26 protein-coding genes are annotated in these 23593 nt (G+C 66.5%); 8 read left to right on the top strand and 18 right to left on the bottom strand.

Annotated elements, in window-relative coordinates; all coding sequences use genetic code 11:
* Positions 1-59: 59 nt before the first annotated feature.
* From ACVENA_RS02765 to ACVENA_RS02725, 9 genes are all read right to left on the bottom strand, one after another.
* Positions 60-926 carry a class I SAM-dependent methyltransferase gene (locus ACVENA_RS02765; RefSeq protein ID WP_449327548.1) on the bottom strand — a complete coding sequence of 289 codons (867 nt, stop codon included), beginning with the start codon at positions 924-926 and terminating at the stop codon, positions 60-62.
* A 21-nt stretch (positions 927-947) separates the two neighbouring features.
* Positions 948-1940, bottom strand: a complete 993-nt coding sequence (locus tag ACVENA_RS02760; protein WP_449327547.1) for a cyclic nucleotide-binding domain-containing protein — start codon at positions 1938-1940, stop codon at positions 948-950.
* Complete coding sequence (gene xth, locus ACVENA_RS02755) at positions 1937-2707, bottom strand: exodeoxyribonuclease III (protein ID WP_449328884.1); 771 nt, start codon at positions 2705-2707, stop codon at positions 1937-1939. The genes ACVENA_RS02760 and xth overlap by 4 nt, the downstream gene beginning before the upstream one ends.
* A 121-nt stretch (positions 2708-2828) precedes the next feature.
* Entirely contained in the window at positions 2829-3170 is a 342-nt protein-coding gene (gene erpA, locus ACVENA_RS02750; RefSeq protein ID WP_449327546.1) for an iron-sulfur cluster insertion protein ErpA, read from the bottom strand.
* A gap of 89 nt (positions 3171-3259) precedes the next feature.
* A complete protein-coding gene (locus ACVENA_RS02745; RefSeq protein ID WP_257547972.1) occupies positions 3260-3967 on the bottom strand; it encodes a M23 family metallopeptidase in 708 nt (235 codons plus the stop codon).
* 115 nt (positions 3968-4082) lie between these two features.
* Complete coding sequence (locus ACVENA_RS02740) at positions 4083-4874, bottom strand: ferritin-like domain-containing protein (protein WP_449327545.1); 792 nt, start codon at positions 4872-4874, stop codon at positions 4083-4085.
* Positions 4874-5338, bottom strand: coding sequence for a peroxiredoxin (locus ACVENA_RS02735; RefSeq protein ID WP_449327544.1), 465 nt, complete (start codon positions 5336-5338; stop codon positions 4874-4876). Before ACVENA_RS02735 ends, ACVENA_RS02740 begins: the two co-directional genes overlap by 1 nt.
* Entirely contained in the window at positions 5335-8043 is a 2709-nt protein-coding gene (locus ACVENA_RS02730) for a bifunctional [glutamine synthetase] adenylyltransferase/[glutamine synthetase]-adenylyl-L-tyrosine phosphorylase (RefSeq protein WP_449327543.1), read from the bottom strand. Before ACVENA_RS02730 ends, ACVENA_RS02735 begins: the two co-directional genes overlap by 4 nt.
* Before the next feature lie 130 nt (positions 8044-8173).
* Positions 8174-8968: a response regulator gene (locus ACVENA_RS02725; RefSeq protein ID WP_257547966.1), complete on the bottom strand. Its 795-nt coding sequence runs from the start codon at positions 8966-8968 to the stop codon at positions 8174-8176.
* 196 nt (positions 8969-9164) lie between these two features.
* On the opposite strand from ACVENA_RS02725, the gene ACVENA_RS02720 reads away from it, so the two are divergent.
* Complete coding sequence (locus ACVENA_RS02720) at positions 9165-9338, top strand: NepR family anti-sigma factor (protein ID WP_449327542.1); 174 nt, start codon at positions 9165-9167, stop codon at positions 9336-9338.
* Position 9339: 1 nt separating this feature from the next.
* On the opposite strand, the gene tgt is transcribed toward ACVENA_RS02720, so the two are convergent.
* Positions 9340-10464 carry a tRNA guanosine(34) transglycosylase Tgt gene (gene tgt / locus ACVENA_RS02715; protein WP_449327541.1) on the bottom strand — a complete coding sequence of 375 codons (1125 nt, stop codon included), beginning with the start codon at positions 10462-10464 and terminating at the stop codon, positions 9340-9342.
* Between the two features lie 56 nt (positions 10465-10520).
* On the bottom strand, positions 10521-12716 hold the full coding sequence (locus ACVENA_RS02710) for an EAL domain-containing protein (protein ID WP_449327540.1): 2196 nt from the start codon (positions 12714-12716) through the stop codon (positions 10521-10523).
* 142 nt (positions 12717-12858) lie between these two features.
* On the opposite strand from ACVENA_RS02710, the gene ACVENA_RS02705 reads away from it, so the two are divergent.
* The 4 genes from ACVENA_RS02705 (at position 12859) to ACVENA_RS02690 (ending at position 14935) form a co-directional block, all read left to right on the top strand.
* Positions 12859-13542 carry an RluA family pseudouridine synthase gene (locus tag ACVENA_RS02705; protein ID WP_449327539.1) on the top strand — a complete coding sequence of 228 codons (684 nt, stop codon included), beginning with the start codon at positions 12859-12861 and terminating at the stop codon, positions 13540-13542.
* Positions 13535-13933, top strand: a complete 399-nt coding sequence (gene arfB, locus ACVENA_RS02700) for an alternative ribosome rescue aminoacyl-tRNA hydrolase ArfB (protein ID WP_257547961.1) — start codon at positions 13535-13537, stop codon at positions 13931-13933. The genes ACVENA_RS02705 and arfB overlap by 8 nt, the downstream gene beginning before the upstream one ends.
* Positions 13934-13947: 14 nt before the next feature.
* On the top strand, positions 13948-14538 hold the full coding sequence (locus tag ACVENA_RS02695) for an SOS response-associated peptidase family protein (RefSeq protein ID WP_449327538.1): 591 nt from the start codon (positions 13948-13950) through the stop codon (positions 14536-14538).
* 82 nt (positions 14539-14620) lie between these two features.
* Complete coding sequence (locus ACVENA_RS02690) at positions 14621-14935, top strand: PilZ domain-containing protein (RefSeq protein ID WP_257547958.1); 315 nt, start codon at positions 14621-14623, stop codon at positions 14933-14935.
* Between the two features lie 50 nt (positions 14936-14985).
* Here ACVENA_RS02690 and ACVENA_RS02685 read toward each other — a convergent pair whose 3' ends face one another.
* Entirely contained in the window at positions 14986-15411 is a 426-nt protein-coding gene (locus ACVENA_RS02685) for an EVE domain-containing protein (protein ID WP_257547956.1), read from the bottom strand.
* A gap of 134 nt (positions 15412-15545) precedes the next feature.
* Between ACVENA_RS02685 and ACVENA_RS02680 the strand changes: the two genes are divergently transcribed.
* Positions 15546-16475 carry an isopenicillin N synthase family dioxygenase gene (locus ACVENA_RS02680; RefSeq protein WP_449327537.1) on the top strand — a complete coding sequence of 310 codons (930 nt, stop codon included), beginning with the start codon at positions 15546-15548 and terminating at the stop codon, positions 16473-16475.
* Between the two features lie 103 nt (positions 16476-16578).
* Here the strand turns inward: ACVENA_RS02680 and ACVENA_RS02675 are convergent, their stop codons facing one another.
* The 4 genes from ACVENA_RS02675 to ACVENA_RS02660 are packed head-to-tail and all read right to left on the bottom strand — an operon-like array spanning position 16579 to position 19325.
* A complete protein-coding gene (locus tag ACVENA_RS02675) occupies positions 16579-17487 on the bottom strand; it encodes a hypothetical protein (protein WP_449327536.1) in 909 nt (302 codons plus the stop codon).
* Positions 17480-17905 (bottom strand): ribose-phosphate pyrophosphokinase, encoded by a 426-nt coding sequence (locus ACVENA_RS02670; RefSeq protein ID WP_449327535.1) that lies wholly within the window; start codon positions 17903-17905, stop codon positions 17480-17482. The genes ACVENA_RS02675 and ACVENA_RS02670 overlap by 8 nt, the downstream gene beginning before the upstream one ends.
* Positions 17881-18699, bottom strand: coding sequence for a DUF1295 domain-containing protein (locus ACVENA_RS02665; protein WP_449327534.1), 819 nt, complete (start codon positions 18697-18699; stop codon positions 17881-17883). Before ACVENA_RS02665 ends, ACVENA_RS02670 begins: the two co-directional genes overlap by 25 nt.
* Positions 18696-19325: a lysophospholipid acyltransferase family protein gene (locus ACVENA_RS02660; protein ID WP_449327533.1), complete on the bottom strand. Its 630-nt coding sequence runs from the start codon at positions 19323-19325 to the stop codon at positions 18696-18698. Before ACVENA_RS02660 ends, ACVENA_RS02665 begins: the two co-directional genes overlap by 4 nt.
* A gap of 115 nt (positions 19326-19440) precedes the next feature.
* On the opposite strand from ACVENA_RS02660, the gene ACVENA_RS02655 reads away from it, so the two are divergent.
* Positions 19441-20850, top strand: coding sequence for a M20/M25/M40 family metallo-hydrolase (locus ACVENA_RS02655; protein WP_449327532.1), 1410 nt, complete (start codon positions 19441-19443; stop codon positions 20848-20850).
* Here ACVENA_RS02655 and ACVENA_RS02650 read toward each other — a convergent pair.
* On the bottom strand, positions 20847-21665 hold the full coding sequence (locus tag ACVENA_RS02650; protein WP_449327531.1) for a ferredoxin--NADP reductase: 819 nt from the start codon (positions 21663-21665) through the stop codon (positions 20847-20849). The two genes, ACVENA_RS02655 and ACVENA_RS02650, sit on opposite strands and share 4 nt — an antisense overlap.
* Positions 21665-22123: a hypothetical protein gene (locus tag ACVENA_RS02645; protein WP_449327530.1), complete on the bottom strand. Its 459-nt coding sequence runs from the start codon at positions 22121-22123 to the stop codon at positions 21665-21667. Before ACVENA_RS02645 ends, ACVENA_RS02650 begins: the two co-directional genes overlap by 1 nt.
* A gap of 91 nt (positions 22124-22214) precedes the next feature.
* Here ACVENA_RS02645 and ACVENA_RS02640 point away from each other — a divergent pair, with 91 nt between their 5' ends.
* The gene (locus tag ACVENA_RS02640; RefSeq protein WP_449327529.1) at positions 22215-23216 is read left to right on the top strand and encodes a pyridoxamine 5'-phosphate oxidase family protein; all 1002 of its coding nucleotides are present in this window, start codon (positions 22215-22217) and stop codon (positions 23214-23216) included.
* The last annotated feature ends 377 nt before the right edge of the window (positions 23217-23593 follow it).

Below are 23593 nucleotides of genomic sequence, written 5' to 3'. Positions count from 1 at the left end.
TTCGTGTCTCGACTTCGCTCGACACGAACGGGAAGTGAGTCGGCTTAAAACTCGCGGCTCTACCCCGCCAGATTGCGCGCGGTGACGATCCAGGCGGCGCCGTCGATCATCACCGACCGGTCGCCCGGTTTCGCCGCGAACGCGCGCCGCACCGCCTCCGCCGCCTGCGCGCGGATCTCATCCGGCTGCTCGGCGAGCAGGCGCGCCAGCGGACCGACCTGAAAGGCCATTTCCACCGCATTGTCGACCGCCGCCTCACGCGTCGCGCCGTGCCCGAAGGGAACGGGATGATCGAATGGAGCGATGGAAATATCGGCGAATCCCGCCTCGGTCAGGATGCGCGCGACACGGCCGCTGTCGCCGAACGAGAAGGGGCCGGGGGCTTCGGGATCGGGCGGTGGTGGCAGGGGAATCAGGTCCGCGACCGCCGCCATCGGCAGGCGCACCCAGTCATTTTCCGCCCCGCTCCGCCAGCAGACGAACGCCAGCCTCCCCTTGGGCTTGAGGGCTGCCCGCATGTGCGCGAAGGCCGCCGCCGGATCGTCGAAGAACATCACCCCGAAGCGCGAGAACAGCAGGTCGAATGCCCGCTCCGGCAGCGCTGCGGTGCTCGCATCGGCAAGCTCGAACGCCAGTGGCGCCTCATCCGGGGTTACCTCGCGCGCGCGGTCGATCAGCGGCGCCGAAATATCAACGCCCAGCACATGCCCGCGCGGTCCGACGCGCGCGGCGAGTGCGCGGCTCGTATCACCCGCGCCGCAGCCGACGTCGAGCACCCGGTCGCCCTCGCCCGCCGCCGCCGCCGAAAGTGCCGCGTCGCCGAACGCGACGAGCATCGCGTCGAGTCGTGTCTGATTGGCGACCCATTGCTCGCCGCTGCGCCCGTTCCAGTCGGCGACCTGATAGGCCTTGCTTTCCGTCATCATTTTCCCTTGCTGCTTGCTTCCTCAGGCCGCCACCGCGTGGCCGCGGCGCATCGCGAGGATACGCGCCTCGACCTGATCAAGCGCGTCGAGCGCGGTGACCAGATCGGCGTTGACCGACGCGCCGAGCTCGCGGCTGAGCGCGTCGCCGGTCGCGATCATCTCGGCAAAGGTCGCGCGATCGAAGGCGAGCAGCGTCGCTTGCTCGCAGGTCCTCAGCAGCCGGTCGTGCCTGCTGCCCGCAAGCATTGCGGCGATGCCGACGAACTGGCCGGGGCCGGTGACGGTAAGCTGATAAATGCCCTCGCGGTGCGGCAAAGCGCTGCGAACTGCGCCGCGCACGACAAGCCAGACCCGATCCGCCGCCCCGCCGACGGGTGCAAGGTCGGTATCGGCGGGCGCTTCGATCCGCGCGCTGGCGTCCCAGAAGGCGAGCCGCTGCGCCGGCGTCATCGCCGCACAGCACGGCAGTTTCGCGAGAAAGGCTTCGGGCGTGAAGCTGTCCTCGGCCACCGGCGCGAGACCGCGCCGCGGGCGCGGGGTGAAGGCGCCGGGCTCGGCGACCAGCAGCGCCGCGATGTCGGCCGCCTTGGCGACGACGCGCCCGGCGATCAGCCGCCCGAGTTCGGCCTGCAATTGCAGCGACGCGGGACGAAGCCGCGCCAGCGCGGCGCGGAACTGATCGGCGGGAAGATACCAGGTCGCGACGGGACCGCGCGCGATACCCATCGCCGAGCGGCGGAGGTCGCGGCCGATCAGCGCCATGTCGCCGATCACCTCGCCCGGCCCGACCTCGGCGAGCTTTGCAAGTCCCCCGCCGGGCAACCGCTTGCCGATATCGACGCGGCCCTGATCGATCAGGAACAGCCCTTCGGCGCGTTCGTTCTGGACGAGGATCGCCGAGCCGTCGGCGAAATGGCGCGGGACGAAAGCGTCGGCAAGCTCGGCGCGCTCGGCTTCGCCCAGTCCCGCGAAGAGCGGCGCGTCGGCCAGGTGAGTGGCCGACAGCAGGCTCATGCGAAGACCGCCCAGGTCGGCGCGTGGTCGCTCGCCTTTTCGCGCCCGCGATGATCCTTGTCGACCCCGGCATCGGTCAGCCGGTCGGCCATTGCGGGGCTGAGCAGCAGATGGTCGATGCGGAAGCCATGGTCGCGCTGCCAGCCGCCCGCCTGATAGTCCCAGAAGGTCCACACGCCGCCCGCCGGATGGCGGCTGCGGATCGCGTCGGTCCAGCCGTCGCCGAGGATACGGAAATACGCATCGCGCGAATCGGGCTGCATCAGCGCGTCGTTTGCCATCGCGCGCGGATCCCAGACATCGTCGTCGTGCGGGATGACATTATAGTCGCCGGTCAGGATCGCCGGCACCTCGGCGGCGAGCAGCGCCTTCGCGCGTTCGCGCAGCCGCGCCATCCAGCGCAGCTTGTAATCGAACTTCGGCCCGGGCTGCGGATTGCCGTTGGGCAGGTAGATGCAGCCGACGCGCACGCCGAACACGTCGGCCTCCAGATAGCGCGACTGCTCGTCCTCGGCCTCGCCCGCCAGGCCGCGCTGGATTTCAAGCGGTTCGGTCCCCTTGGCGAGGATCGCGACGCCATTGAAGCCCTTTTGCCCGTGATAGAGAAAACCGTAACCCGCCGCCTCGATCTCCTTGGTCGGCATCGTCTCGTCGCTCGACTTGAGCTCCTGCAGGCAGGCGACGTCGGGCTGCGTTTCCTCGAGCCATTCGATCAGGCGCGGCAGGCGCGCCTTGATCCCGTTGATGTTGAAGGTCGCGACTTTCAGGGGCACCGGCTCACATCTCTTTCCGTTTGCCCTGAGCTTGTCGAAGGGCCGTTCTTTCCTTCCAGCGTAAAAGAAGGACGGTGCTTCGACAAGCTCAGCACAAACGGAAGCGGTGTAGCCCCTAGATCGAGAAGCTCGATCCGCAGCCGCAGCCCGAGGCGGCATTGGGATTTTCGACCTTGAACGACGATCCGCCGAGCGAATCGACGAAATCGACGACGCAGCCGCGCACCAGGTCGATGCTGACCGGATCGACGACCAGCTTCACCCCGTCGGTCTCGGTGACGACGTCATCGGCGTCGATACTCTCGGCCAGCCCGAAACGATAGGTGAAGCCCGAACAGCCGCCGCCGTCGACCGCGAGGCGCAGCGCCGCCTCGGCCTCGCCTTTGCGGTCGGCGATCCAGCGGACGCGCGCGGCGGCGGCGGGGGACAGGCTAATGTCGGAAATCTGCGTGGCCATGGCCGCAAGATAGGAGGGGCGCGCTCAAATGAAAAGGGCGCCCCGGCCGTTTACCGTGGGGCGCCCCTCCTCTCCGACCCAGAGAAGCTTTATTCGGGACCGCCCATTGCGAGCTTCTTGTTACCCGTCATCGCCGCGATCGTCATCGAATCCGATGCGCAGAAGGGCAGCGGATTGACCGGCGACCCTTCGATGCGGACTTCATAATGGAGATGATTGCCGGTCGAGCGACCGGTCGAGCCGACATAGCCGATCACGTCGCCCTTCTTCACCTGCTGGCCGGGGCTGACGATGTAGGACGACATATGGCCGTAGCGCGTCTCGATCTGGTTGCCATGCTCGATCTCGACATAATTGCCATAGCCGCCGAGCCGCTGGGCGCGGCCGACGATGCCGTCGGCGGTCGCGTAAATCGGAGTGCCATAGGGCGCCGGAATATCGACGCCGTTGTGACGCGCGAGCTTGCCGGTGATCGGATGGACGCGCATCCCATAGGAAGAGGAGAGCGACATCTGCTCGATCGGGCGGCGCGAGGGCACCGAGACGCCGATGTTCGCGGCCAGCCCGGTGTCAAGGCGCTTCCACGCCTGGAAGATCGCGCGCGCTTCGCGATCCTCAGTCTGCGCGACCAGACTCGCCGGGAAATTGTCCTGATCGGGTTCGTCGGGAACGGCGATGCCGGCATCGGCACCGGCAGCGTCCGCCGCATACGCCGCCGGAGCGGCAAGGCCCGTCAGCGCACCGGCGCAGACAATGAGGCCAAGATGAAACTTTTGCGCCAGAGAAGCGTATCGCACGTATCGACCCCGCAGTCCTTGTCGCCAGTGCCCTTTCTTAAGGGCCGCTGGTGCCGGATGTTATGTTCGGATGGGAACTCGTCCCTGCCCGCGAGTGTTGATGACGGCCCAAGCCTTACCAAGCAATAACGGCGTAATAGTCTTGCGTTAAACCGGCTTCACCGCGCGCCGAGTCGTTGAACGGCGGCTTAACGGAACCCCGGAATCGCGATTTTACGAGGCTTTGCCACGTTTCGACGGCGTTGAATCCCATTTCGTCGCACTTTTGGTTAAACCAGGCTGTGCCGGCGCGCACATGCCGGACTTCATCCTTGTAAATACGCGATAAAATCTTCGCAGACGGCGCGTCGCCGGCAGCGCGGAAGCGTTCGACGGTCGCGGGCGTGACGTCGAGCCCGCGCGCTTCGAGCACCATCGGGACGATCGCGAGGCGCGCGAGCGCATCGTCGCTGGTCGCCTCGGCGGCCTCCCACAGGCCGGCGTGGGCGGGGAGTTCGCCATAGAAGCTGCCAAGCTGGCGCAATCGCCGGTCGAGCAGGGCGAAGTGCATCGCCTCGTCGGCGGCGACCCCGATCCAGTCGTCGACGAAGCCGCGTGGAAATTCACCGCCGAAGCGCCCGACGAGATCGACCGCAAGGTCGATCGCGGCGAACTCGATATGCGCGAGCGCGTGGAGCATCGCGATCCGCCCGCGATCCGACCCGCCCTTGCGGCGGCGCGGCATCCGGTTCGGCGGCAGCAATTCGGGCTTTTCGGGCCACGCCGGACGATCGGGCATCGGCACGTCGCAGCGATGCGCGAGTTCGCCGCGCCGCCAAGCCCGCGCCAGCGCGCGCGCCGCGCGGCGCTTGTCGTGCGGGTCCGGCGTCAGCAGCACCGCGCGCGCAGCTTCGCCCAGCGTTGGCATCAAAGCGCCTTCGCAGCCTCCAGAACCGCGTCGGCGTGGCCCTTCACGCGGACCTTGCGCCACTCCTTCGCCAGCTTGCCGTCGGCGCCGAACAGGAAGGTCGAGCGTTCGATCCCCATATAGGTGCGGCCGTAATTCTGCTTCTCGACCCAGGTGCCGAAGGCTTCGCACACCGCGCCATCCTCGTCGGAGGCAAGCCGCACGGTCAGCCCATATTTGTCGCGGAACTTGCAGAGCTTCGCCGGCGCGTCACGCGACACTGCCAGCACCTGCGCGTTCAGATGCGCGAAATCGGGCGCGAGGCGCGTGAAATCCTGCGCCTCGGTGGTGCAGCCCGGCGTGTCGGCCTTGGGGTAGAAATAGACGACCAGCGGCGCGCCCTTCATCGCCGCAAGGTCGATCGTCGCCCCGTCGGCGTCGAGCAAAGTAACCGTGGGAATGGCGTCGCCGATTGCGAGGCTCATGGCTGTGTCTCCTGCTGCGGCGGGCGAATCGACGCCCACCAGTTGGCGATCTCGTGCCGTGCCGCGTCGTGCGCGGCAAGCAATTGCGGCCAGCCGGGTTCGCCGCACGCGCTCGCGACAAGCTGACGCGCGGCGGGCGTCGCGGGTTCCCCGTCGGGCGCGGTCAGCCGCAGCATGACGAGCATCCGGCCGAGCAGCGCGTGCGCGTCGCAAACCTCGGCGGGCGCCAGACCATCGACGCGCATGCAGGCGAGCGCCGAGCCGATATTGGGGTCGTGACAGCGGCCGGTGGCAAGCTGCGTGACCTGCATCGCGAATTCGAGGTCGACGAGGCCGCCGGGACCGCCCTTGATGTCCAGCGGGCCTTTCGGCGGCTTGTGCGCGGCGATCTTGTCGCGCATCTCGGCGGCATCCTTCGCGACCGCATCGCGATCGCGCGGGCTCGCAAGCAGATCGTCGATGATGCGGTGGAGTTCCGCCTTCGCGCCGTCCGAACCATAGACCGGCCGCGCGCGGAGCAGCGCCATATGCTCCCACGTCCACGCCTCCTCGCGCTGATAGCGCTCGAAACTGTCGAGGGTGACGACGAGCGGGCCTTGCGCGCCCTGGGGGCGCAGCCGGGTATCGACGTCGTAGAGCTTTCCCGCCGCGGTCGGCACCGACATCGCCACGGTCACACGCTGCGCGAGACGGTTGTAATAGGTCGTCGCGCCGAGCGGACGCGGCCCGTCCGATTCGGCGAGATGATCGCCGGTGAAAAGATAGATGAGGTCGAGGTCCGAAGCGTGCGTCAGCGCCCGGCCCCCGAGCCGGCCGAGCGCAAGGACGACCAGTTCGCTGCCCGGGACGCGGCCATGCGCCTGGACGAACTCCGCCACCGTCGGATCGGCGAGTACCTGCAACGCCGCCTCGGCCAGCTCCGCATAGCCGCAGGCGATCGTCATCGGGTCGCTCGCCCCGGCAACGAGTTGCACCCCATAGGCGAAGCGCCGTTCGCCGACGCGGTCGCGGACGCGATCGAGCAGGCGCTCATAGTCGAGCCCCGCCAGCCCCGGCGCCCATTCGGAGAGCAACTCACTCTTCGTTGCGGGCGCCTCGAACGCGCGCTTGTCGATCAACCCTTCGATCAGTTCGACCCGCGCGCCGAGCGCGTCGGCCAGGGTGGGGGCGAGCGAGAGGATGCGCGTCGCGATCCGCGCCAGCTCGGGCTGCGCGGCGAGCAGGTGAAAGAAATTGATCGCGCTCGGCAGCCCGCCGACGAGCGTGTCGAAGCGGAGCAATGTCGCCTGCGGATCGGGCGCCGCGCCGATCGCCTTCACCAGTTCGGGAAGCACCGCCTCAAGCGCCTCAAGCGCCGCCGGGCTGCGCAGCGCGCGCAGCTTGCCGCCGCGCCAGCCGGCGATGGTGCGCAGCGCGGCATCGGGCGGCTCGAAGCCCGCCGCGATCAGCGCGCCCGCCAGCTCGCCCTCGTCGCGCGGCAACCCGCCGGTCGCGGCACGCTCGACGACGAGCCGGTCGTAGCAGGCAGCGACGTCGGCGGTCACGGGTTCGAGCGCCCCGAGCAGGCCGGCGCCGTCGGCCTCGCCGTCGAGCCGCGCCACGGCGTCGAGCGCCTCGGCCTGCGTCGGCAGCGAATGCGTCTGCTGATCCTCGATCATCTGCAGGCGATGCTCGATCCGGCGCAGCGTCGCATAATGGCCGGTGAGCCGTTCGGCGACCGCGCCGTCGATCCGTCCCGCCTTCGCCAGCGCGGCGAGCGCGTCGACGGTCGCGGGAACGCGCAGCGACGGATCGCGCCCGCCGTAGATAAGCTGATGGACCTGCGCGAAAAACTCGATCTCGCGGATGCCGCCGCGCCCGCGCTTGAGGTCGTAGCCCGGGCCGAACGCCTGCCCCTGCGAGAAATGATCGCGGATGCGGTCGCTCATCGCGCCGATTTCCTTGAGCTGGCGAAAATCGAGGCTGCGGCGCCAGATGAAGGGCTGGATTGCGGCGAGAAAATTTTCACCAAGCACGCGGTCGCCCGCCGACGCGCGGCTGCGGATGAACGCCGCTTGCTCCCACGCGAGCGCCTCGGACTCATAATAGGAGATGGCGGCGCTTTCGGGCAGCACGATCGGCGTCACCTCGGGATGTGGCCGCAGCCGCAGGTCGACGCGCAGGACGTGGCCGTCGGCAGTGCGCGCCGACAATATCTCGACCATCCGCCGCGCGATCCGCACTGCGGCTTCGTCAGGGTCGTCGCGCGAACGACGTGGCAGCGTTTCGGGGTCGAAGATCAAAATCGGGTCGATGTCCGACGAGTAATTGAGCTCATGGCTGCCGAGCTTGCCGAGCGCGATCACCGCGAGCCCGCGCGCTTCCTCATCGGGCACGCGTTCGGCGAAGGCGGCTTGGATCGCCGCGTCGCACGCCTGATCGGCGAAAACCGAAAGCAGCCGCGTCGTCGCCGCGACATCATGCTCGCCCGACAGGTCGCCGAGCGCGAGCAGCAACGCCACGCGCCCGCGCCATTGGCGCAGCGTGCGCATGATGTCGCCGTCGACCGGCGGCGGCGCGACGAGCGCGAGCGCGGCGTCGGTGCCGTCGGCAAGAAACCGCGTCACGTCGTCGGGATTGAGCTCGGCGAGCCGGGCGAGGAAGGGCGCGTTGGCGGTCAGCCGGTCGAGCGCGGACTGGCGCGCGGATGCGTCGAGTACGGTCATCGAGTGCCGCTATCGCCTGCTCTCACCCAGCTATCAACCCTCCGTGCGTCATTGCGAGCGCAGCGAAGCAATCCAAGGCGGTTTACGCCACTCTGGATTGCTTCGCTGCACTCGCAATGACGAATCAGATTTACGCCGGCACGGTGCTTTCGTCGAAGAACAGCACCTGCGAAATCGCCGCGCGCAGCGTCGCGGGCTGATAGGGTTTGGTGAGCAAGAAGGCAGGCTCGGGCCGGTCGCCGGTCAGCAGCCGCTCGGGGAAAGCTGTGATGAAGATCACCGGCACCGTCATGGCGGTCAATATTTCTTGCACCGCCTCGATCCCCGAACTGTTGTCGGCGAGCTGGATGTCGGCGAGCACGAGGCCCGGTTGATGCGTCTGCGCGTCGGCGACCGCTTCGGCGTGGGTGGTTGCGACCGCGACGACATCGTGGCCGAGTTCCCGAACGATCATCTCGATATCCATCGCGATGATCGGTTCGTCTTCGATGATCAGGATGCGCGCGCGTGTTTGGCGGTCGATCTCTTCCATCGCCTCGGCGATCAGCGCCTCGACCGCGGGAGCATCGCGGCCGATGATTCGCCCGGTCTCCGCAGTGCTGAAGCCTTCGACCGCGGTCAGCAGCAGCGCCTGGCGCGCCAGCGACGGAATGCGGCGAAGCCGCGCGTCGGCGACCGCGATCTCGGCAGGAATAGTCTCGTCGCCAGCCGCAGCTTGGTCCGTCATCAGACCGAAATTGTCGTGGACCATCCGATAGAGCTGAATCCGAAGCTCATTCCCCGCGTCGATCGCGTCCGGATGCGCCACCAGCGTTTCGAGCAGGCGCGCGACCAGCGCATCGCCGCTCTGCTGACTCCCCGAAATCGCGCGGCCATAGCGCCGCAAATAGGGAAGATGCGGCGCGATCGCCTGGCCTAATGACATGGATACCCTCCTGATACGGCGGAGAAATCCGCCGATTCCGAACCGTGACACACGAAAAAATCCGCATCGCCCGGCATAATTTCACCCCTTGGGAACGATTTAGCCGTAAATTAGTTTCCCAGGGAAGCAACAAAGGCGCATTGCGCTTTGGTTACCGCGCGGTTAGCAAAAGGGCCCATGTCGAGCGTCTGGCAATATGATGTCGTCTGATTCCGCTACGCCGCCCGAAAAGCCGGCCGGAAAGGACGCCGAGAAGAAACTCCCCGGGAAGGTGCAGGAGATTAATATCGCCCTGCGCCGCGCCTACGACTCTGCCGTCGACGAAACCATCCCCCAATCGATGCTCGACCTCTTAAACAAGCTGAACTGATTCATTTCCGGTAGCGCGCGGCAAAATCCGTCTGGAACGCCGCAAACGTCCCCGCCGCAATGGCGTCGCGCATCGCCTGCATCAGCGCCTGATAAAAATGCAGATTATGCTGCGTCATCAGCATCGCGCCCAGCATCTCGCCCGCACGGACGAGATGATGGAGATAGGCGCGCGACCAGGTCGTGCAGACCGGGCAGTCACACGAGGCGTCGAGCGGCCCCAGATCCTCGGCATGTCTGGCGTTGCGGATGTTGACCGGCCCGTCCCAGGTGAAGGCCTGACCGTTGCGGCCCGAACGCGTCGGCAGCACGCAGTCGAACATGTCGACCCCGCGCGCGACCGCGCCGACCAGATCGTCGGGCTTCCCCACCCCCATCAGATAGCGCGGCTTGTCGGCGGGAAGCTGGCCGGGCGCAAAGTCGAGCACGCCGAACATCGCTTCCTGCCCCTCGCCCACCGCAAGCCCGCCGATCGCATAGCCGTCGAAACCGATATCGGTCAGCGCCGCGGCCGAGCGAGCGCGCAACCGCTCGTCGAGTGAGCCCTGCTGAATGCCGAACAGCGCCGAACGCGACGCATGCTCCTCGCCCGCGTCGAACCCCGCGCGACTGCGCGCCGCCCAGCGCATCGAGCGTTCCATGCTCGCTTCGGCGCGCTTTGCATCGACGCCGTTCGGCGGGCATTCGTCGAACGCCATCACGATGTCGCTGCCGAGCAGACGCTGAATCTCCATCGAGCGTTCGGGGGTCAGCATGTGGCGCGAGCCGTCGAGATGGCTCTTGAACGCCACGCCCTCTTCGCTCTGCTTGGTCAGCGCCGACAGGCTCATCACCTGATAGCCGCCGCTGTCGGTCAGGATCGGGCGGTCCCAGCCCATGAAATCGTGCAGCCCGCCGAGCCGCGCCATCCGCTCGGCGCCGGGCCGCAGCATCAGATGATAGGTATTGCCAAGAATGATGTCGGCGCCGGTGGCGCGCACCTCGGTCGGGCGCATGGCCTTCACCGTCGCTGCGGTGCCGACGGGCATGAAGGCGGGGGTGCGGATCTCGCCGCGCCGCATCCGGATGACGCCGGTGCGCGCGGCGCCGTCGGTCGCGGCGACCTGAAAAGCGAATCTGTCGGTCATGGCGCGCGCCTATGGCCGCGCCCGCGCCAAAAGTCGAGATTGCGCCGCGGGCGCCCTCAGGCCGCCTGCCAGTCGTTGGTCGTGGTGAAGGCGGGCAGCGCCATATTCGCCTGCGCCTGCTGGCTTGCCGCCGCGATCAGATAGGGCGAGACGCGGTGCCGGGTGCAGAGGCCGCCATTGCCGTCGCTGACCAGCGACTGCTCGAATTCGATGCCCTGCTGATGCTTCATCGAACGCCGTACCGTCGCGGTCGCAAGCTGGCCTTCGCCGAAGTCGATCACGAACTGCGTCCCCTTCGGCACGTCCAAAATGCCCTCGATGAAGGCACCCGTCGCCGACAGGTTGCGGATCACGACATTGTAGCGGTGGTTGCCATGCACCGCGCCGACCTTGCGGAACATCTGGAAGCGGTCGTTGCGCTGGCGCGCCGGGCCCGATGGCTTGATGATCCACGATCCCGCCTCGGCATGGCCCAGCAGTTCGTCGCTCGATACCGGCTGGCTGTAGATATAGCCCTGTACATGGCTGACCGCGAGCTTGCGGATCAGGTCGAGCTGGTCGTGCGATTCGATGCCTTCCGCGGTCGTCTCCATGTCGAGCGCCTCAGCGAGCGCGACGATCGCGGCGATGATCGCCGCGTTGCGCGACCCCTTCTGGGTCGCCCCGCGCACGAAGCTCTGGTCGATCTTGATCTTGTCGAACGGCGCCGATTGCAGATAGCCGAGCGACGAATAGCCGGTGCCGAAATCGTCGAGCGCGAGGCGCACGCCGAGCCCCTTCAGCGCCTTGAACATCCGCGCCGTCTCGTTCGAATCGGCGAGGAACACGCTTTCGGTGATCTCGAGCTCGAGCCGATCGGGCGGCAGCCCCGCGGCGGCGAGCGCGTTCGCCACGACCTTGGGCAGGTCGGCGTTGGCGAACTGGATCGGCGAGACATTGACTGCGACGCGCAGCTCGCCGGGCCAGCGCGCGGCCTCCTCGCAGGCCTTGCGCAGCACCCATTCGCCGAGCGACCAGATAAGATTGGCCTCTTCGGCGATCGGGATGAAAACCGAGGGTGAAATCACGCCGCGCTCGGGATGCGTCCAGCGGATCAGCGCCTCGACCCCGGTCACCATGTTGGACTGCGCGTTGACCACGGGCTGATAGCTCAGTTCCATCTCGCCGCGCGTCAGCGCGTCGCGCAGATCCTCCTCGAGCTTGCGGCGATCCTCGGCCGCCTGGTGCAGATCGCTCGAATAGAAAGCGAAGCGACCGCGGCCGTTGCCCTTCGCGGCATAGAGCGCGAGGTCGGCGTTGCGGACAAGGTCGTCGCTGGTCAGCCCGTCGAACGGCGCGATTGCGACACCGACCGAGGCGCCGATGATGCAGCGGCTGCCCTCGACCGAATAGGGTTGCGACAGGCTGGCGATGATGTCGGCGGCCATGTCGCCCAGCTTGCCGCGATCCTCGACGTCGGGAAGGATGATCTGGAATTCGTCGCCGCCGAGGCGGCTGACCATCTCCTTGTCGCCGACGATCTTGAGCAGCCGCTCGGCGACCTGCTTGAGCAGCGCGTCGCCCGCCGGATGTCCCAGCGTGTCGTTGACCTGCTTGAAACGGTCGAGGTCGAGCAGCATGATCGCGCAGCTCCGCTGCTGCTGCGTAAAGGCGGCGAGCGTCGAGTCGAGCTTCTTCGAGATATGGAAGCGATTCGCGAGCCCGGTCAGCGAATCATAGAGCGCAAGCCGCGAAGCGTCCTCGGCCGAACGGCGCTGCGCGGTGATGTCGGCGCCGCTGCCGCGATAGCCGGTGAAGCGGCCGCCGCCGTCGAAATGCGGCGATCCCGACACCGCCCACCAACGATCGTCGCCCTCGAAGGCGCTGCGCAATGGCAGTTCGTCGAATTTCGACTGGCGGGTCATCAGGAACGGCAAGGTGCGCTGGCGCTCGCCATGGCTGTCGACGGGAAGGAACAGGTCGGTGAAGCTGGTGCCGAGCAGCGCGCCGCCCGTCCGCCCCATCAGTCGCGCGACCGCGTCGGTGATATAGGTCAGCCGCCCATTCGCATCGGTCGACCAGAACCAGCCGCGGTTGCTTTCCTCGTAATTGCGAACGAGCAGCAGCGCTTCGCGGGTATCAAGATGCGCGGCGGGTTCGGATGCGTCGCCGCGCGACCGCGCCTTGCGAGCGCCGATCTTGCCGAAAAATCCGCGCGCGCCGTCGTTCGCCGCGCCATCGTCCCGCTCGCTCTTCTCGATGCTCGCTGCCACGAAGCCTTACCCACCCCTTAAGTCCAGGGTCCGCAATGCCCGCAATGCCTTGCCATATTGTAAATATCGGAGATCCCGGAGCTTGCTCCTGTTCCATATCGGGAAAGTTGGCGTCGCGCCCGGCTTCGCCTATAGGCGCGCCATGCTGCTTTCCGATCGCATTCTCTTCCTCGACGGCGAGGCACTCGTCATCGACAAGCCCGAAGGCCTGCCGGTCGATCCGCCGCGCGACGGCAGCCTCAGCCTCGAAAATCATCTCGACAGCCTGCGCTTCGGCTTCAAGCGCTGGCCGCTCGCGGTTCACCGGCTCGACCGTGACACCTCGGGCTGCCTGCTGCTCGCGCGCAATCCCAAGGCGCACGGGCGCTTCACCCGCGCCTTCGAGGGGCGCGAGGTCGAGAAGCAATATCTCGCGATTCTCGACGGCGTGCCCGCGGACGACCGCGGTATTATCGACCTGCCGCTCGGCAAGACGTCGACCGCCGAAGCCGGCTGGCGCATGGTCGTCGACCCGAAAGGCAAGCCGTCGGTGTCGCATTGGGAAAAGCTGGCGGTCGCGGGCGGCCGCGCGCTGCTCCGCTTCCGTCCCGAGACCGGGCGCACGCACCAGCTTCGCGTCCACGCGCTCGAAGGGCTCGGCTTTCCGATCGTCGGCGACCCCGTCTACGGCACCGGCGGGCGGAGGGACCGCACGATGCTCCATGCCGAACGGCTCGTCGTCAAACGTGACGTCAAGCCGTCGATCATTGCGGAAGCCCCCTTCCCCGACCGCTTCGCGGCGCTGGGGTTCGAGCCGCCGGAAGGCGCGGCGCCGACCCGTGGCTGACATCCCCGAAAGCGCGATCACGGAAAAATTCCTCGCGGGTACGGGGCCGGGCGGGCAGAATGTCAACAAGGTGGCGACCGCCTGCCAGCTTCGCGTCGACGTCTACGCGCTTGGCCTGCCCCCCGACGCCTATCGGCGATTGAAGACGCTCGCGGGCAGCCGGATGACGACCGAGGGCGAACTGGTCATTCTCGCGCGCCGCTTTCGCACGCAGGAAGCGAACCGCGCCGACGCGCGGCAACGGCTGAGCGAGCTGGTCGATGCCGCGCTCGTCCGCCCCGAAAAGCGCATCAAGACCAAGCCGAGCAAGGCGGCCAAGGCACGGCGCGTCGACAGCAAGAAAGCCCGCGCCACGGTCAAGGCCGGACGCGGCCGCGTGTCCTTCGACTAGCGGACGCCGAGGCGATGCAACTCTATCGCCTCGACGCCACGGCGGCGCAGATTTCCAGCGCTTTCGGGGTCGAGACCGGCGACGATCCATGGACGGGCGACTATGTCGCGCCCGGCCGTCCGGCGCCGGTGATCGTCCCCGACAGCCGCGGCGGGCCGCGCCGTTTTCTGCGCCCGCGATTGTGGGGCGTCCCGCCGCCGCCACGCGGGACGCGGCCGATCACCAGCGTCCGCAACCTCGCCAGCCCTTTCTGGATCGGCACGCTGCGCCATCCCGAACTTCGCTGCCTGATTCCGGCGACGAGCTATGCCGAATGGTCGGGTCCGGACGGCGCACGCCGCCAGCATTGGTTCTCGCTTCCCGGCCGGCCGATTTTCGCTTTTGCCGGGATCCAGCGCCAGACCGGGGACTGGCCGAGCTTCGCGCTGCTCGTCACCGATCCCAACAGCCTCCTCGAACGTTATCAGCCAAATGCCATGCCGCTGATCCTTGCGCCCGAGGACCAGGAGCGCTGGCTGACCGCCGACTGGCGCGAGGCGAGCGGGCTCGTCGCGCCCTATCCCGGCCATTTGATGGCGGTCGGAGACGCGCCGCCGCACCCGTGAAATTCACCATGCTTCTTCACTTTAGGATAACCAATGGGGCGCTAGTTTCGGCCCGAATCAGATGAGGCTGGGACGCAGGACCGTGCAGACGACAACCAACGGCAAACCGGTAGCGCGGACGCGAGGCGCCGAGCGCGCGCCCGTGTGCGGTCGCGCGCGCTTTCGCGAGCCAGGCTTCAACCCGTTCGACGTCGAACTGTTCGATCTCTCCTCGACGGGCTTTCGCATGGTCACCTTCGCGCGCCCCAAGATCGGCAAGCACATCTGGGTCAACCTGCCCGGCCTGCAACAGCTCGAAGCCGTCGTCCGCCGCGCCGACGGCAATAATTTCGGCTGCGAGTTCGTCAATCCGCTGCATCCGTCGGTGGCAAAGCATCTGCAAATAAAGCTGCGATAGACTTCCTAAAGCTCGTCATTACGAGCGCAGCGAAGCAATGACGGGGAGCATTAACCCGCCGCCGTCTCCGACATCTTCAGGATGTGCTTCCACTCGTCGGGTTTCACGCGCCCGACCGACAGGCGCGACAGGCGAATGAGGTCCATGTCGGCAAGCTTCGGGTCGGCCTTGATCGCCGCCAGCGTCACCGGATGCGCAAGCGCGCGCACCGGCGCGACGCGCACCACGACCCACGGCGATCCCTCTTCGGCGGTCGGGTCGGGAAAGGCCTCTTCGGTGATCGTCAGGATCCCCACGCATTCCTTGCCGATATTGCTGTGATAGAAGAGCGCTTCGTCGCCGACCTTCATCGCCTTCATGTTGAGCTTGGCGCTGTGATTGCGTACCCCGTCCCAGATGCCGGTGCCGTCCTTGACGAGCTGGTCCCACGCATAGGCATCGGGTTCGGATTTCATCAGCCAATATTGCTTTGCCATGGCGGCGGGTCTAGCCGAGCCCGGCGCGGGACGAAACCGCCTTTTTCCCTTTAACCCGCGCGCCGCAGCGCCTAAATCGCGATTCATCCAGCGCCCGCCGGGCGCCGCCCCTGAATCGAATGGACTTCCACCGCATGACCGCTGCCGTTCCCGTCATTTCCATGTCGCTCCCCGCCGAGCAATTCGCGCACGACTTCGGCGCCTCGTTCGAGCGCTTCGGCTTCGCGATGATCACCGATCATGGCATCGACCCCGCGCTGATCGACGATGCCTGGACGAAGGCGAAGGCCTTCTTCGCGCTGCCCGAGGAGGCGAAGCGCGCCTATCACATCCCCGGCGGCGGCGGCGCGCGCGGCTACACGCCGTTCGGGACCGAGATCGCCAAGGGCGCGAAGGAGGTCGACCTCAAGGAGTTCTGGCACGTCGGCCGCGACCTGCCCGCAGGCCACCGGCTCGCCGCGCAGCAGCCGAACAATGTCTGGCCCGCCGAGGTCGATGGCTTCCGCGCCGTTTACGACAAGCTCTTCGCCGAATTCGACCGCGTCGGCGGCCGGCTGCTGTCGGGGATCGCGCGCTACCTCGGCCTCGCCCCCGATTTCTTCGACGACACGGTGCAGGACGGCAACAGCGTGATGCGCCTGCTCCACTATCCGCCGGTCGCGGGCCCCGCGAAGGGCATTCGCGCCGAGGCGCATGAGGACATCAACACGATCACGCTCCTCCTGGGCGCCGAGGAAGCGGGGCTCGAAATCCTCGACAAGGACGGGTCGTGGCTTCCGGTCAGTCCGCCGCCGGGCGCGATGGCGGTCAATGTCGGCGACATGCTCCAGCGGCTGACCAACAACCGCCTCCCCTCGACCACCCACCGCGTCCGCAACCCCGACGCGGGCCGCGCCAGCGTCGCGCGCTATTCGATGCCCTTCTTCCTGCATTTCCGCTCGGACTATCCGATTCGGACGCTGGAAAGCTGCATCGATGCGTCGCATCCGAACCTCTATCCGACGCCGATCACCGCCGACGAATATCTGCAGGAGCGGTTGCGCGAGATCGGGCTCAAAAAGTAGGAACTATGGCCCCAATCAGGCCATCTCGCTCCAGACCTGACGGGCGGGGCACCTGCCGAACCGCTTCCGAGTAAAAAACCGGAGCGACAACAAACACGCGCTATTATTGAGCCTGCGAAGAGACGGAGCAAGACCAGCGTTCTTTCCCGGCGGCATCCAGCACGACGAACTTTTCTGCGGCGATGTGAAGGGTGAAAACGGTGTCGTCTCTTATGATCGGATCATGGCGGGTCGCGGGTAGATTTCGCCCGCTCTCGGCGAACCATGGGGAGGTGAGCCGCCCAACGATGATGAAGCGGCCGCGAGACCTGAGCGACGTTTCGTCGCCCGCCGTGGCGGGCATCCGGAATTCGAATTCATTCCTCGGCCATTTGAATGACTCACGCCAAGGCTCTTCCTTCGGCGGCTCGGGCATTTTTTGCTCAAGCTCACGTCGGTTCCATTCGATCAGGCATGGCATGGCCTTCGGAATATCAAGTGAGGCAGCACTAACAAACCCCTCGGTCAATTCGACTTTAAATGGCGTGGTGTCCGTAGGGATGGTCTGAGGCCCTCGCGATTTCCTAAATACATCAACATCGAACTCACGGTTAAACCGTCCGTAAATCATCTGTTCGGATGGAGAATAGGTCATCGCTACACCGGGTCCGTCAAAAGGCAGACAGACGGAAATTTGCCTGCCGTAAATAACTTGTGCCGTTCGCCTCAGCCTTTCCTGATATTCGACCGCAGACTCTTGTTCCTTTTTTTTCGATACGCTTTCGGCTTCGGATTGAAGCGCGCGCGCGAGAAGGCCGAATGGCCGGGTTTGACACTGGCCCGAAGTGGCGGCCAAAGGACCATTTAGCTCGAACAGGGTGTTTAATGCTTCCGTGCTTGACATCTTTCGGGCCGGCACTCCGTCAGACGCGAGCGCAGGCGGCGGAATTGGGGGGGCAGGTGTTTGGGCATATGCAAACGGCGCGGTGATCAAAGCGGCAATAGCCGTCAGGCGCGCAATCATTTCATTCATTTCTGACATCCCCTTGCAGCTTGCCCCAATAATCGAACACCGCCTGCTGCTGCTCCTTGATAAACCGCGCCGCCGCGGCGCCTTCCCACGGTCCGTCGTAGCCGAGGAGCAGCGCGGTGCCGCCGACCCACCAGCCCTGCCCCGGCAGGCGGTCGCTCTCGCGCACCACCAGCACCGCGAGGTCGGGCTCGCCGTCGAGGGCGCAGAGACGGTCGACCTCGGCCAGCGTCCGGCACACCGCGCGCATCTTGGGCCGTGTGAAGCGGAAGCCGAGGTCGCCAAGCAGTTCGGAATAGCTGACGCTCCGCCCCTCACGCGCCACCTCGGTCAGGATCGCGCGGATGCGCGGCGCATCGCCGAGCGCCGAAACGTCGGCAGCGGTTTCGGGGGCGCCTAGACCTTGGTCTTTGGCGGCCATGGTATGAATCCCGAGGTGCGCCGGACATAATCGGCATAGCCGGGGCGCGATTTCTGCAGCCCCTTTTCGAGCAGCGCCTTGCCCGACCATCTGGTGAGGGTGAAGGTCAGAAATACCGGCCCGATCACACTCGCGAGCGCGACCCACGGGCCGAGGTCGGCGGCGATCAGCCACAGGCCCCACCATGTCAGCACGTCGCCGAAATAATTGGGATGCCGCGTATAGCGCCAGAGGCCGGTGTCGAGAACCTTGCCCTTGTTCGCGGGATCGGCGCGAAATCGCGCGAGTTGCGCGTCGCCGATGCTCTCGAACGCGATCCCGGTCAGGGCCGCGATCGCGCCGATCCATCCGGCAACGCCGACGGCGGGCGCCGCGTCCGCCGTGCTCGCCCAGATACCGATCTGCGCGGGAAGGCAAGTGACGAAGAGCAGCGGCGCCTGCATCAGGAACACCATCACCAGCGCCGAGCGCGGCCAGCTCCAGCCGCGCTGCTTCATGACGCCGCCGAGGATCTTCCGATAGCGCGGATCCTCGCCCGCTGTGCGCCAACGCCGGAACAGATGGAAGGCGAGACGCAAGCCCCACAAGGTCGTGAGCCCGAGCAGCAACAGCCCGTGCGGCGCGCCAACCCCGGCCTGCAAGGCGCTCGCCCAAGCCAGCATCACCATGCCGAATGCCCAAAAAGCATCGATGAACGACACGTCGCGGATGCGGACGGCGACCGCCCACAGGATCAGCACCACGGCAATCAACGCCGCAAAATTCACCCCCAGCATCGCGGGCAAGCCGCTCATCCGCCTGCTCCTTCTTCCTCCGTCCCCACGATGTCGTCGATCGAGCAGACCGCGCGCTCGGGGAATTTGGGAATACAGCTTTTATAGACGTCGAACACTTTCATCATGTCGGCGCGAAAATCGCCGGTCGGCCAGATCAGCGGGCCGAGCCCGCCGGTCCTGGTCCCATAATCCATCAGCCCAACGACCATCGGCACCTTCGCCGCCAGCGCGATCTGGTAGAAGCCGGTGCGCCATTTCCGCGCCTTGCCGCGCGTCCCCTCGGGCGCGACGGTCAGCATGAATTCGGCACGGCGCGCGAATTCATCGACCATCTGCTGCACCGCGTTGCTCGCATGGGCGCGATCGACCGGCACCCCGCCCATCTGGCGCATGAAGCCGGCGATCGGCCAGCGGAACAGCGACAGCTTGCCCATGAAATGCGGCCGCACCCCCAGATCGGCGGTGAGGCCGAGATAGTTGACGAAATCCCAGTTGCTCGTGTGCGGGGCGGCGATGATGATGAAGCGCCGCGGTTCAGGCACCTCCCCCACCGCCTTCCAGCCGCGCATGCGATAGAGCAGCAACAGCAGGCGCCGCACGGCGCGCGCCACCAGTCCGGGCGGATCGTCAGCGATGGCGGTCAAATTTCTCTCCCCTTCGCAGCACTTGCGCGAAAGCCCGCGGGGGCGCAAGCGGCTTGCGGCCCGCTCCGCTTTCTGCTCCTTAGCTTTCTCAGCTTTCAGGAAGAGGGGAGAGACGATGAGGAAGGCAACCGCGCTGCTGGCGTCCGCGCTGCTGATGGCGACGCCGGGCCTGGCGCAGGAAGCGCCGCGCCCCGAGCAGCTCGCTTTCCGTGACCTCTACAAGGAACTGGTCGAGACCAACACGACGCTCTCCTCGGGAAGCTGCACCCTCGCCGCGGAGCGCATGGCGGCGCGGCTCAAGGCGGCGGGTTTCGCCGACGATCAACTTACGCTCTTCAGCACTCCCGACCATCCGAAGGAAGGCGGCCTCGTCGCCGTCTATCCCGGCACCTCGAAGACCGCGAAGCCGATCCTGCTGATCGCGCATATCGACGTCGTCGAGGCGAAGCGCGAGGATTGGGAGCGCGACCCGTTCACGATGGTCGAGGAAAACGGCTATTTCTATGGTCGCGGCACCGCCGACGACAAGGCGCAGGCGGCGGTCTGGATCGACACGCTGATCCGCTTCAAACAGGAAGGCTACAAGCCCAAACGCACGGTCAAGGTCGCGCTGACCTGCGGCGAGGAAACCAACGGCGCGTTCAACGGCGCCGAATGGCTCGCCGCGAACAAGCGTGACCTGATCGATGCCGAATTCGCCCTCAACGAAGGCGGCGGCGGCGACAGCGACGGAAAGGGCAAGCTGCTCGGCCAATCGGTGCAGGTCGGCGAAAAGACCTTCGCCAACTTCCGCCTCGAAACCCGCAACCCCGGCGGCCACAGTTCGGCGCCGGTTCCCGCCAATGCGATCTACGAGCTCGCAGCCGCGCTGGGGAAGATCGCGGCTTATGACTTCCCGCTCGAGATGACCGACACGACGCGGCGCTTCTTCGCCGAAGCCGGCGCGGCGCGCGGCGACGAGACCGGCCGGGCAATGGTTGCGCTCGCGAAGGACCCCACCGACAAAGCGGCCGAGGCGATCGTCAACAAGGATCCCTTCCTGCACAGCAATCTGCGCACGACCTGCGTCGCGACTTTGCTCGACGGCGGCCACGCGGCGAACGCGCTGCCGCAGCGCGCCGGGGCGAACATCAATTGCCGCATCTTCCCCGGTCACAGCATCGAATCGATCCGCGACGAACTCGCGACGCTGATCGGCGATCCGGGCGTCACCGTCACCCAGCTCGCGCCCAAGCGCCCCGCCCCGCCCGCGCCGCCGCTCGACCCCAAGGTGATCGGGCCGATGCAGACGCTGGTCGATAAATATTGGCCGGGGCTGAAGGTCGTCCCCGCGATGGCGAACGGCTATACCGACGCGACCTTCCTCGGCGCGGTCGGCATCCCGACCTATGGCATCCCCGGCATGTGGGGCGACCCCGACGGCAATGGCGCGCACGGCCTCAACGAACGCATGGAGGTGCGGTCGGTCTATGTCGGGCGCGACTATATGTACGATCTGGTGAAGGCTTACGCTGGCAAGCCCTAACCCACGAACGCGCGCTCGATCACGAAGTCGCCGGGCGCGGCGTTCGAGCCCTCCTTGAAGCCGAGCGACAGGAAGCGCGCCTGCAGGTCGCGGATCATCGCCATGCTGCCGCACATCATGATGCGATCGGTCGCGGGGTCGAACGCGCCGGGGCCGGTCAGCGGATGGCCGAACAGGCGGCCGCTGTCGATCAGCGCGTCGATGCGCCCCTCGATACGGAAGGGTTCGCGCGTCACCGTCGGCAGATAATGGAATTGCAGCAGCGCCTGATCCTGCACCAGCGGATCGCCCGCGAGCTGGCTTTCGAGCTCTTCGCGGAACGCAAGGTCGCTGACCTGCCGGACGCAATGGACAATCACGACCTGGCTGAAGCGGTCATAGATGTCGGGATCGCGCGCCAGGCTGAGGAACGGCGCGAGGCCGGTGCCGGTCGAGAGCAGGAATAGCCGCTTGCCCGGCAGCAGCGCATCGGCGACGAGCGTCCCGGTCGGCTTGCGGCCGAGGTAGATGGGATCGCCCGGCGCGATCTTCTGGAGGCGCGAGGTCAGCGGGCCGTCGGGCACCTTGATCGACAGAAATTCGATCTCGTCCGACCAGGCAGGGCTCGCGATCGAATAGGCGCGCAGCAGCGGCCGTCCTGCGCCGCCCGGCAACCCGATCATCACGAACTCACCCGAACGGAAACGAAAGCTCGGCGGGCGGGTGATCGAGAAGCTGAACAGATGCTCGTTCCAGTGGCGCACCCGCAGCACGTCCTCGACGGTCAGCGAGGCGGAGGGGGCCAGTTTGGCGGCTGCGGCAATACGATCACTCATCACTTTGGACTTTCCTGATGCTTCATGGCGCCGGCCGTGAGGACCGACAGGTGGAATCCCGCGAAGGCCAGTCTTTCGATCGCCGCGCACATCGCATGGGCGACCGGTCCGACGCTGGAATTGCCGACGAGCAGGGCGAGGGTGGCACGGGCGGCAGGCCCGTCCTCCAGCGAAAAATCGCGCCAGAGTCCAAGCAGAATTGCTTCATGCTCTGAAATCTGGATACAGGGCATCGGGGCCAGTTCGATCGGCGCGGACGCGCCGGTGGCGAGGAGCGCCATCGCGACATGGAAATCGGGAAGCCCCGCCAGTGCGCCCGTATCGGCAAAACCGCGATGCAGCGCCTGCGGCGGACAGGCGCCGCGCGTCGCGGCATGGGTCCAGCCGCGCATCGCCCATAAAAGGAAGCGGCCGCTGTTGGTCAGGCTTTCGACCGGCCGGTCGACAAGGGCGTACATGCCATTCTCCGTGCGGAATGCTGCGCGCTTATATGTTATTGCGAGTCATTTGCAACTATGACATGATGAAGATCTGCTCGAAAGGAACCGCATGAACGTCATCGACAGCATCGCCGCGCTCGAAGCGGTGGTCGGCAAACAACCGCCCGCGATCAACCTGAAGGTGATCGATCATGTCGATGCGACCGCGCGGCGCTGGCTCGCGGCATCGCCGCTGATGTTCGCAGGACTCGGCGATGGCGCCTCGATCGCAATCACCATCGGCGGCGGCGCGCCCGGCTTTGCTACCGCCGATGCCGCGACGCTGTCAGTGCCGCTCGATCTGATCGACGATCCCGCTCTGGTGCGGCCGGGCGCGGGGTTCAGTTCGCTGTTCCTGCTGCCCGGCATCGGCGAGACGCTGCGCATCAACGGCCGGGTCGCTGACACGGTAGGGGGCATCGCGCGGATCGCGGTCGAGGAATGCTATGTCCATTGCGCGAAGGCGCTGATCCGTTCGGACTTCTGGTCGGCAGAGCCGCTGGACACCGCGCCGGACGCGGTGGATGCTTTCGTCGCGGCGAGCCGCTTCATGGCGCTGGCGACCGTCGACCCGCAAGGACACGCCGACCTCAGCCCCAAGGGCGACCCGGCGGGATGCATGGCGCGGTTGGCGGACGGCGCGCTCTGGTTCCCCGACCGCCCCGGCAACCGCCGCACCGACAGTTTCCGCAACATCATCGCGCAGCCGCGCATCGCCGCGGCGCTGCTGCTGCCCGGCGCGTCCGCCGTCGCGGTGCTGACCGGCACCGCGTCCCCGACCAGCGACGAAGCGGCACGCGCGCCCTTCGCGGTGCAAGGCAAGACGCCGCTACTCGTCACCGCGGTGCAGGGCCTCGCCATCACGCTCCGGCCCAGCACCGCGCTGGCGCGCGCCCGGCTCTGGCCCGCCGCAGCCGCCCCCGCCGACATCAAGCCGGCGAAGATGTTCGCCGAGCATCTGCGGCTCAACAAGGACAAGGGACTCGGCGCCCGCATCGCCAGCGCCGCGGTCTCGATCCCCGGCCTGATGCAGAAGGCGCTCGACAAGGATTATAAGGACAATCTCTATTAGTGCGAAGGCCGAGGGCCGCTCACGGCGGCGCTGCCGAGAACATGATCGCCGAGGATAAAAAAGCCGCATAGTCCCCGCGACCCGGGAGAAGAATGGCTAGTTCGCGAACGGCGGCTAACGACCGATTGCAGACATTCGCCTTTCACATCCCTACTAGATGTGGGGCTTGCGAGGTCTCTGTTTTCGCGATCTTTGCTCGCCGAACCAGCTAATCGGCTTCGGCGAAATTCCTACCTTTCGGAAGAAAAAGTTCTGAAGGAATTGGCGAATTATAAGACTGACCCACCACGATGCGAGAAAGGTCAGGGAGCCGATTATACCTGCCCAAAGGGTGTATACAGCGAAACCTTCTACGCTGAGGAGAGCGAAGCCAAAAC

Source organism: Sphingopyxis sp. 550A (genome assembly GCF_053569535.1).
Note: the sequence above shows the minus strand (reverse complement) of the source record. Positions and strands in the feature narration are given on the sequence as shown.

What these genes read in the sequence shown, in the direction of transcription:
- erpA (WP_449327546.1), bottom strand. Translation starts at nt 3,170, where the DNA reads ATGGCCACGCAGATTTCCGACATTAGCCTGTCCCCCGCCGCCGCCGCG.
- ACVENA_RS02705 (WP_449327539.1), top strand. Translation starts at nt 12,859, where the DNA reads ATGCTGCTTTCCGATCGCATTCTCTTCCTCGACGGCGAGGCACTCGTC.
- ACVENA_RS02765 (WP_449327548.1), bottom strand. Translation starts at nt 926, where the DNA reads ATGATGACGGAAAGCAAGGCCTATCAGGTCGCCGACTGGAACGGGCGC.
- ACVENA_RS02670 (WP_449327535.1), bottom strand. Translation starts at nt 17,905, where the DNA reads ATGGCCGCCAAAGACCAAGGTCTAGGCGCCCCCGAAACCGCTGCCGAC.
- ACVENA_RS02685 (WP_257547956.1), bottom strand. Translation starts at nt 15,411, where the DNA reads ATGGCAAAGCAATATTGGCTGATGAAATCCGAACCCGATGCCTATGCG.
- ACVENA_RS02720 (WP_449327542.1), top strand. Translation starts at nt 9,165, where the DNA reads ATGATGTCGTCTGATTCCGCTACGCCGCCCGAAAAGCCGGCCGGAAAG.
- ACVENA_RS02655 (WP_449327532.1), top strand. Translation starts at nt 19,441, where the DNA reads ATGAGGAAGGCAACCGCGCTGCTGGCGTCCGCGCTGCTGATGGCGACG.
- ACVENA_RS02680 (WP_449327537.1), top strand. Translation starts at nt 15,546, where the DNA reads ATGACCGCTGCCGTTCCCGTCATTTCCATGTCGCTCCCCGCCGAGCAA.
- ACVENA_RS02645 (WP_449327530.1), bottom strand. Translation starts at nt 22,123, where the DNA reads ATGTACGCCCTTGTCGACCGGCCGGTCGAAAGCCTGACCAACAGCGGC.
- ACVENA_RS02640 (WP_449327529.1), top strand. Translation starts at nt 22,215, where the DNA reads ATGAACGTCATCGACAGCATCGCCGCGCTCGAAGCGGTGGTCGGCAAA.
- ACVENA_RS02735 (WP_449327544.1), bottom strand. Translation starts at nt 5,338, where the DNA reads ATGAGCCTCGCAATCGGCGACGCCATTCCCACGGTTACTTTGCTCGAC.
- ACVENA_RS02695 (WP_449327538.1), top strand. Translation starts at nt 13,948, where the DNA reads ATGCAACTCTATCGCCTCGACGCCACGGCGGCGCAGATTTCCAGCGCT.
- ACVENA_RS02725 (WP_257547966.1), bottom strand. Translation starts at nt 8,968, where the DNA reads ATGTCATTAGGCCAGGCGATCGCGCCGCATCTTCCCTATTTGCGGCGC.
- tgt (WP_449327541.1), bottom strand. Translation starts at nt 10,464, where the DNA reads ATGACCGACAGATTCGCTTTTCAGGTCGCCGCGACCGACGGCGCCGCG.
- ACVENA_RS02760 (WP_449327547.1), bottom strand. Translation starts at nt 1,940, where the DNA reads ATGAGCCTGCTGTCGGCCACTCACCTGGCCGACGCGCCGCTCTTCGCG.
- ACVENA_RS02730 (WP_449327543.1), bottom strand. Translation starts at nt 8,043, where the DNA reads ATGACCGTACTCGACGCATCCGCGCGCCAGTCCGCGCTCGACCGGCTG.
- ACVENA_RS02665 (WP_449327534.1), bottom strand. Translation starts at nt 18,699, where the DNA reads ATGAGCGGCTTGCCCGCGATGCTGGGGGTGAATTTTGCGGCGTTGATT.
- ACVENA_RS02650 (WP_449327531.1), bottom strand. Translation starts at nt 21,665, where the DNA reads ATGAGTGATCGTATTGCCGCAGCCGCCAAACTGGCCCCCTCCGCCTCG.
- ACVENA_RS02740 (WP_449327545.1), bottom strand. Translation starts at nt 4,874, where the DNA reads ATGCCAACGCTGGGCGAAGCTGCGCGCGCGGTGCTGCTGACGCCGGAC.
- ACVENA_RS02675 (WP_449327536.1), bottom strand. Translation starts at nt 17,487, where the DNA reads ATGAATGAAATGATTGCGCGCCTGACGGCTATTGCCGCTTTGATCACC.